At 63.5% G+C, this 8294-nt stretch carries 6 protein-coding genes; 2 read left to right on the forward strand and 4 right to left on the reverse strand.

The window, feature by feature from the left end:
- Positions 1-6: 6 nt before the first annotated feature.
- Positions 7-1071 carry a redox-regulated ATPase YchF gene (gene ychF, locus ACMPH2_RS00555; protein WP_303132895.1) on the forward strand — a complete coding sequence of 355 codons (1065 nt, stop codon included), beginning with the start codon at positions 7-9 and terminating at the stop codon, positions 1069-1071.
- Between the two features lie 259 nt (positions 1072-1330).
- On the opposite strand, the gene ACMPH2_RS00560 is transcribed toward ychF, so the two are convergent.
- The 3 genes from ACMPH2_RS00560 to ACMPH2_RS00570 form a co-directional block, all read right to left on the reverse strand.
- On the reverse strand, positions 1331-2554 hold the full coding sequence (locus tag ACMPH2_RS00560) for a Fic family protein (RefSeq protein ID WP_303132893.1): 1224 nt from the start codon (positions 2552-2554) through the stop codon (positions 1331-1333).
- A 437-nt stretch (positions 2555-2991) separates the two neighbouring features.
- Positions 2992-4452: an LCP family protein gene (locus ACMPH2_RS00565; protein WP_303132891.1), complete on the reverse strand. Its 1461-nt coding sequence runs from the start codon at positions 4450-4452 to the stop codon at positions 2992-2994.
- Positions 4453-4473: 21 nt separating this feature from the next.
- Entirely contained in the window at positions 4474-5928 is a 1455-nt protein-coding gene (locus tag ACMPH2_RS00570) for an LCP family protein (RefSeq protein ID WP_303132889.1), read from the reverse strand.
- A gap of 243 nt (positions 5929-6171) precedes the next feature.
- On the opposite strand from ACMPH2_RS00570, the gene guaA reads away from it, so the two are divergent.
- Positions 6172-7764 (forward strand): glutamine-hydrolyzing GMP synthase, encoded by a 1593-nt coding sequence (gene guaA, locus ACMPH2_RS00575; RefSeq protein WP_417118335.1) that lies wholly within the window; start codon positions 6172-6174, stop codon positions 7762-7764.
- A 323-nt stretch (positions 7765-8087) separates the two neighbouring features.
- Here the strand turns inward: guaA and ACMPH2_RS00580 are convergent.
- The coding region (locus ACMPH2_RS00580; RefSeq protein ID WP_417118336.1) for a hypothetical protein at positions 8088-8294 on the reverse strand (207 nt) is incomplete at its 5' end.

Raw genomic sequence — 8294 nt, forward strand, 5'->3', positions numbered from 1 at the left:
GAGGACGTGGCACTTTCCATCGGCATCGTGGGCCTTCCCAACGTGGGCAAGTCGACCCTGTTCACCGCGCTCACGCGCAAGGGCGGTCTCGCGGCCAACTACCCCTTCGCGACGATCGACCCCAACGTGGGCATCGTGGACGTGCCGGACGCACGCTTGCAGAGGCTGGCAGACATCGTGCATCCCGCACGCATCGTTCCGGCGACGGTCGAGTTCGTGGACATTGCCGGTCTGGTGAAGGGCGCAAACGAGGGAGAGGGGCTGGGCAACCAGTTCCTGTCCAATATTCGTAACACCGACGCCATCTGCGAGGTCGTGCGCTACTTCTCCGACCCCGACGTGGTGCATGTGGACGGGCGCGTCGACCCTGGCTCCGACGCCGACACCATCCAGACCGAGCTCGTCCTGGCGGACCTCGGCACGCTCGAGCGCGCCATCCCCAAGCTCGAGAAGGAGGCCAAGCGCGACAAGGAGAAGGCCCCCAACCTGGCCATCGCCAAGAGGCTCCAAGACTGGCTCAACGAGGGCAAGCGTGCGGCCGAGCTCGACATGAGCGACGACGAGCGCGCGGCGGCCCACGACCTCTTCCTCCTCACCATGAAGCCCATGCTCTATGTGGCCAACGTCGACGAGGACAAGGTCTCCGAGGTGCCCGCTCCCATCAACGGCCAGACGCCCATTCCCATCTGCGCTGAGGTCGAGGCGGAGCTCGCCGAGCTCGACGCCGAAGAGGCGGCCGAGTACCTCGAATCCCTGGGCTTGGAGCACAGCGGGCTCGAGACCCTGGCACAGGCCGCCTATCACCTGCTAGGACTGCAGAGCTACTTCACGGCGGGCGAGAAGGAGGTCAAGGCCTGGACGGTCCGCATCGGTGCCAAGGCACCCGAGGCCGCCGGCGTGATCCACTCCGACTTCGAGCGCGGCTTCATCAAGGCCAAGACCATCAGCTACGAGGACTACGTCGAGCTGGGCGGCGAGGCCGGCGCGCGTGAGGCTGGCCGCCTGCGCATGGAGGGCAAGGACTACGTCGTCCAGGACGGCGACGTGATGGAGTTCATGTTCAACGTGTAGCGAGCTGGGTTGCTGAGCCTGTGGGCCGTGCGACCCTCGCAGCCCCCTCGCCCTGCGAATTTGCTCGTCGAGTGCGCAAGCTTAAGCCTTGCTACTTCGCGAGTGCGCAAGCTTAAAGGCTGGAATTGCGCACTCGACAACGAAGACCGCCCCTCTCGCCACGAAGGGCCAGGTGGCCGGAAGCCGAGTGCGCAAGCTGAAGCTTTCAGTTTGCGCACTCGACGCTTGTCTGTGGGGGAGAGACTTCGTCCTAAGATGTCTACAGCAGGCTCTTTACTTCCTCGCTCAGCTCGAACCTGAGGGGACGCCTGCGTGTCGTCACCATCAGCCCGAGCTCTTCGAGCCTTTTGGTGTACTTGCGTGCCTGCTGCTGTGAGACATTGGAATGCGAGGCGACCTCGGCAAGGCTGGTTCCGGGGAACGTGGCGAAGAGTTGGAGCTGGATGAGCATAAATAGGACGCTTGCCTCCTGTTCGGACAGTCCTCGCTCGCTCACGACCTGCGATAGGAGCTTCGAGGCCTCTTCGAGCGCCGTTCGCTTCTGGGTCAGGTCGTCAACGATTTGCTCTTGAGCGACAAGGATGTTCTCGAGGAGGTTCCAGACGAAGAAGGTGAGCTCCCCGTGGTTGAGGGGGCTTTCTGCCTGCTTGAACGACTTGTAATAGGCGGCTCGGTTCTCTGCGATGACCCTAGAAAGCGAGAGCGATGTGAGTGTGGAGAGCGGCCGGCTGAGGTAGAGTGCGAGCAGATAGCGCCCCGTGCGTCCGTTCCCGTCGTAAAAGGGGTGGATGTATTCGAAGTAGTAATGCGCGATGATCGCGCTGAAGGTCTGGGGCATGTCCTTCCTGTCCGCGAGCTCGATCATGCGGGCAATGGCCTCGATGATCTTCTCCTCCGGCTCGATTCCCACATGAAGGACCTTCTGATTCGCTCCGATGATCTCAACCCCACCTGCTCGGAATAGCCTTCCGTCAGGCACGACGCCATGCATATCTTCGCCCCTCATGACGAGGTCGTAGACTCTGCGCACGTCTTCTGGGCTGCTTGGGTACCCTCGGTCATGGTCGCTGAGGTCCAGGTAGAGCTTTGCGAATTCCCTGAAGCGGCGGTCCCGTGACGGATCGTCCATAGAAAGTTCCAGGTCGAGGGCATCACTCACCTGCCTGCGCGTGCTGTGAACGCCCTCCAGCTCGTTCGTGCTGACGACCTCGTCGATGACGAGGCTGCGCACGAGGGCGGCGCTTGCCACGGGGGGCAGCGCGCCCATGGCCGCCGAGACGGCGCGCTCGTTGCGCATGACGCGTTCGTTGAGCACGGAGAGCTCTCTCGGGGTAGCAAGGAACAGCTCTCCGTTCGGGGTCAGCAAGCTTGTGCGAAAGGTCGAGTCGGCTTCGAGTCGCTCCCGTGCAAGACGCGCGTTGTGCGCGAACCTGTCGGAGGAAGCATCCGCATAGAAGATCTTCTCAAGGGAGCGGTATGACATGGTCTGCGCCTCCGGACGTTGGGAGTATGACTAGTGGCGTCTGATAGTCACTCTTATTTATACTAACTGGCAATTAGTATAAATAAGAGTGACCTATGATTCGCCTGTACTTCGTCTCTGCTTCGCGAGTGCGCAAGCTTAAAGGCCGGAATTGCGCACTCGACAACGAAGACCGCCCCTCTCGCCACGAAGGGCCAGGTGGCCGGAAGCCGAGTGCGCAAGCTGAAGCCTTCAGACTGCGCACTCGACGCTTGGGCGGTGGAGAGGGGCCGCGACTGGGTTGGCTGCGAACCCTGAAAGCGAAAGACACCGCAGCTGACCCCAGCCGGCTAACCCCCGGCTCGTCCTAGCTTGCTGCGGAGACCAAGAGACTCCCCGTGTCACAGCGGGTAAGAGAACCGCCATCCCTGGGGGCACCAGTCCTCCTGACCGCGGCACTAGGACTTGTAGTCGCTTCCCAGTACCACGATCACGTCGACACTGGTGTTCCAGCTGCCGTCGTTCTCCTCGATGATGGAGTCGTCCAAGCCCAGGGTCTTGGCTGCGCCACGAGCCTTGGCGGACGACGGGGCGTTGTAGATGACGCGCGTGACGCTCGACTCGCCATCCGCGTTGCCCGCCATGGCCGAGAAGCCCGCGCCTACGAGCTTGTTGGCGGCGTTGCCCGCAGCGCCGTTCTTGCCGCTCGCGTTGAGCACGCTCACGTTCCCAGAGTAGACGGGCCCCTCGCTTGCGCTCGAGGCGGTGCCGGAGTCGCCGCCCGAGCTCTTGCCCACCGACCCCGCCACGCCTGCGGTGGTGTCCTGCGAGGCGTCGCTGTAGGGTGGAAGACCCTGGTCGACGCGGTCCATCATCACCTTCCATGCTGCGGTGTCGCAGATCTCGTACCATAGGTCGTTCATGTACTTGGCGGTCGTGGGACAGAGTCCGGAGTAGATGTCCTCGTCCACGTCCATGCCGATGAACTGCGAGACAAGGCCTGCGATGGACGAGACGTCGAGGTCGGTGGTGACGTATCCCGCCATGGTCGAAACCGTGTTGGCCATGGTGATGGGGTCGCTGGAGAGCACCTTCTTGGTGACGGCGCCAATGAGCATGCGCTGGTTGGCGGCGCGATAGAAGTCGCCTCCTCCGTAGTTGTCGTAGGCGTGGCGGGTGCGTCCCAGGAGGGCGGCCGTCTGGCCGTCCAGGGTGTTCTCGCCCGCGGGGAGGTCGAGGCCAGTGTAGTCGGGGTCCTTGACGTCCACGGGCAGGTCGACGGTGACGCCTCCCACTTGGTCGACGATGGCCGCGAATCCGTCCATGTCCACCTCGGCATAGTGGGAGATCGAGACTCCGGCGAACTCGGAGACGACCTTCGTCGCGTAGGCCGCGCCGCCATAGGAGTAGGCGGTGTTGATCTTCTGCTTGCCGTTGACCCCCAGGTCGACGTAGGTGTCGCGGGGAATGGAGACCAGCGTCACCTTCTTGTTCTGGGGGTCCACGCGGGCAAGGATGATCGTGTCGGTGCGGTAGTTGCTGTTGTCCGCGCCATACTCCGAGCCCTGCGCGCGCTCCTCGTCCTTGTCAACACCCAGGAGGAGCATGTAGAAGGGCTCGTTGTACTTGGTCTCGGTGAGGACGGAGCGCAGCTCGCTGCTCACGCCGGCACCCAACTTGCCGTTTATGCTGATGATGTAGCCCCAGACGCCGACGACGGCAGCCACGAGTAGCACGGCCACGCTGGCGAGGATGCCGCGTAGCACCCTGCCCCTGCGGGCGGAGGCGCGCTTCTTGGCGTAGTAGGGAAGGGCGTTGCGCCTCGAGAGGATGTCTGCGGAAGGCCCGCCGGCGAAGCGCCTTCCCCTGCTGGCGCGTCCCTCGGCCTGCTCCTGGTCGCTGTTCCTCAGATGTCGCATGGGCTAGCTCCGCATCGCTATCTATTCGTAGTCGACCCCAAGGGTGACCACGACATCGTAGCCGTCGTACTGGCTGTCGCTGCTCTCCTTGTATGTGACCTTGAGCCCGAGCGTCCGCGCGACTCCCGCCGCCTCTGCCTCGTGGCCCGTCGTGTAGGTGATGGTCGTGGTCTGAACGCTCGCCCCGGCGTTACCGGAGCTGGCGCCAAAGCCCGCCCCGTCCAGCTTATCCGCAGTCTTGCCCGCAAGGCCGTCGGTGTGGGTGCCGTTGAGCACGAGCACGTCGCCCGAGTAGCTGGGCTCGACGTCGGAGGACGTGGAGGCGTTCCTCTCGCCTGTCGAATCACCCTGGGTGGTCGCGGCGGTCGAACTTGCGTTGGAGCTGTTGTCGCCGATCCGCGCCGAGGCGTCGCTCGCCAGGTCTTGGTTGCCGTCCTCGTAGGGGCTGAGGCCCCTGTTGACGCGGTCCATCATCTTCTTCCAGGCGGCAGTGTCGCAGATTTCGTACCAGGTGTCGTTGACGTACTCCGGCGTCGTGGGTTCCATGCCGCTCATGATGTCGCTGTTGACGTCCATGCCAAGGAACTGGGTCGAGAGGCTGGCGATCGACGACACGTCCATGTCGGTGGTGACGTAGCCGGCGAGGGTCGACACCGTGGACGCGAGCGTCAGGGGGTTGCTCGCCAGCACCTTCTGGACCACGGCGCTGATCACGATGCGCTGGTTGGCGGCACGATAGCGGTCCCCGTCGCCGTAGACGTCGTAGGCGTGGCGGGCGCGACAGAGGAGGGCCGCGGTCCTGCCGTCCAGGGTGTTCTGGCCTGCCTTGAGGTCGAGGCCGGTGTAGTCGGGGTCCTTCACGTCCACGGGCAGATCGACGGTGACGCCACCCACCTGGTCCACGACCGCAGCGAGGCCGTCCATGTCGACCTCGGCGTAGTGCGAGATGGGCACGCCCGCGAAGTCCGATATGACCTGGGTGGCGTAGGCCGCCCCGCCGATGGAGTAGGCGGCGTTAATCTTCTGGGTGCCGTTGGAGCCGAGCTTGACCTGGGTGTCTCGGTGGATGGAGACGAGCGTGACCTTCTTGTTCTGGGGGTCGATGCGCACCAGCATGATGGAGTCGGAGCGATACGCGTTGTCGGAGCTGCCGTACTCGGAGCCTCCGGCACGCGACTCGTCCTTGTCGATGCCCAGGAGCAGCATGTAGAAGGGGTCGCCGGCCTCGTGGTCGCTGAGCACGGACGAGAGGGTCTTGTTCACGCCCTTGTTGAGCTGGGCATTGATGTTGCTGATGTAGGCCCAGGCAGTGGTTCCCAGCGCGACCATGGCGACGAGCAGGGTCACGAGCACGGTCCGCACCACCGCGTGGCGGCGGCGGGAGCGACGCATGCGGGAGTAGCGCTCCAGCGACCCCTCGCGCGAGAGCTCCTGGGCTCCGAGCTGTTCTGGCTGCGAACTCCTGCTCTTGGCCAAGGGGGCTCCTTTACCGTTAACCGTGCTCTTTGGGGCAGGGAATCCGGGTATGAATTCCTCCATGTATAACCACCTAATAATAGTCGCAGTGGCCTGCGCGCGCATGAAGCACACAAACGCTCTCAGGCATCCGACTCGGCCTTTGCGCTGGTCTACAATGAACCGGAAAAACAGGTGGCGTTGGTGTCGGGCTCGGGTCTCCGGCGCCGCGGACAAGAGCTTGCGCACAGAACAGGAGCAGCAATGAAGGCTACCAGGCCAGGACAGTTCGTCGCGGTCTTCGACTTTGGCGCCCAGTACGGCCAGCTGATCGCACGTAGGGTGCGTGACCTGCACGTCTACTCAGAGATCGTTCCCTGCGACATCTCCGCCGACGAGCTGAGACAGATGGCCCCCTCCGCCATCATCCTGTCTGGCGGTCCCGCCTCCGTGTACGCGGACGACGCGCCCGACATGGACGCGGCCGTCTTCGAGCTGGGCATCCCCATCCTGGGCTTCTGCTACGGCCAGCAGATCATGGCCGTCAAGCTGGGTGGGAAGGTCGGCCACACCGAGAAGGGCGAGTATGGTCCCGCGACGCTGGTGCGCAAGGGCGAGGCGCGCATCCTCGATGGCACGCCCGAGGGCGGGCAGACCGTGTGGATGAGCCACCGCGACGCCGTGAGCCAGGTGCCCGAGGGCTTCGTGGTTACCGCCAGCACCGAGACCTGTCCCATCGCCGCCATGGAGTGCCCCGAGCGCAACTTCTACGCCACGCAGTTCCATCCCGAGGTGCGCCACACCGAGCACGGCCAGGACATGCTGAGGAACTTCCTCTTTGGCGTCTGCGGGCTTGAGGCCAGCTGGACCATGGACAACATCGTCGAGCAGAAGGTCACCGAGATCCGCGAGGCGGTGGGGGGGCGCAAGGTGATCCTGGCGCTCTCTGGCGGCGTCGACTCCTCGGTGGTCGCGGCCCTCGTGCACCGCGCCATCGGTGACCAGCTCACCTGCGTCTTCGTGAACCACGGCCTGCTGCGCAAAGGCGAGCCCGAGATGGTGGAGCAGGTCTTCCGCAAGCAGTTCAACGTGCCCCTGGTGCACGTGCACGCCGAGGAGCGCTACGCCAGGATGCTGGCGGGCGTCACCGAGCCCGAGCAGAAGAGGCGCCTGATCGGCACCGAGTTCTGGAAGGTCTTCTTCGAGGAGGCCCAGAAGATTGGTGGCGTTGAGATGCTGGCCCAGGGTACGATCTACCCTGACATCATCGAGAGCGGCGCGCGCAAGACGGGCGGCAAGGCTTCGACCATCAAGAGCCACCACAACCTGATCCCCTTCCCCGAGGGCGTGCGCTTCGACCTCATCGAGCCCCTGGACCACTTCTTCAAGGACGAGGTCCGCGAGCTGGGCGTGAGCCTGGGCCTGCCGGCGGGCATGGTGTACCGGCAGCCGTTCCCCGGGCCCGGCTTGGCCATTCGCATCATCGGCGACGTCACGCCCGAGAAGCTGGACATCCTGCGCGACGCCGACGCCATCGTGCGCGAGGAGCTGGACGCGTACAACGCGCGGCTCTTCGAGGAGACGGGCGAGAGGAACAGCGAGCACAGCTGCTGGCAGTACTTCGCCGTGCTGCCCGACATCAAGAGCGTCGGCGTCATGGGAGACGAGCGCACGTACGCGCGACCGATCATCGTGCGCGCCGTGGAGTCGAGCGACGCCATGACCGCAGACTGGGCGAAGCTTCCCTACGAGGTGCTGGGCAAGATCAGCAGCCGCATCGTGGGAGAGGTCGCCAGCGTGAACAGGGTCGTCTACGACGTGACGCCCAAACCGCCCGCGACTATTGAGTGGGAGTAGGGAAATAGCCCATTTCATCTAGTCTCATCCTGCACGTCTAGTCGCGGTGGTTAGCAACTAGTGCCCTGTATTGGACAAAGCCACCGGGACTTTTGGGGAGTGACAAACGCCAGAAAGCCCCGGAATCTTCGGATTTAAGGGCCTATTCTATGGGTGCTAACCTGCGGAAATACTCTTCACTCAATCGTGCTGGGGTGACGCGTTGCGACTTGTTGCAAAGAGAAGCGACTAGATGCCAAAACATGCCAAAGCGAGAAGAGTATTTTCATCGCGTTTTTTAGCCGCAAGCCTATTTTGACCCGACCCATGTAGTCACTTTGTAGTCACCCCGCCTTTTCAGCCCTCCGTTTCGCAAAACCGCAGGTGGGAGTGAAGAGTGACAAATCGAGAAAATCCTCGTTTTCCGGCGATTCCGGGCCGTTTTCGGGGCATTCGGAAGGCCGTTTGTCACTCTCAACATCGTGTGCAATAGGCGATTTCGGGCCCGTTTTGGCCCCCGAAAACCGGCAATAGTAATGCGAGAGTGGCGA

Origin of the sequence: Olsenella phocaeensis (assembly GCF_048189965.1) — a bacterium.
Taxonomy (GTDB): domain Bacteria; phylum Actinomycetota; class Coriobacteriia; order Coriobacteriales; family Atopobiaceae; genus Olsenella_I; species Olsenella_I phocaeensis.

What these genes read in the sequence shown, in the direction of transcription:
- ACMPH2_RS00560 (WP_303132893.1), bottom strand. Translation starts at nt 2,554, where the DNA reads ATGTCATACCGCTCCCTTGAGAAGATCTTCTATGCGGATGCTTCCTCC.
- ACMPH2_RS00565 (WP_303132891.1), bottom strand. Translation starts at nt 4,452, where the DNA reads ATGCGACATCTGAGGAACAGCGACCAGGAGCAGGCCGAGGGACGCGCC.
- guaA (WP_417118335.1), top strand. Translation starts at nt 6,172, where the DNA reads ATGAAGGCTACCAGGCCAGGACAGTTCGTCGCGGTCTTCGACTTTGGC.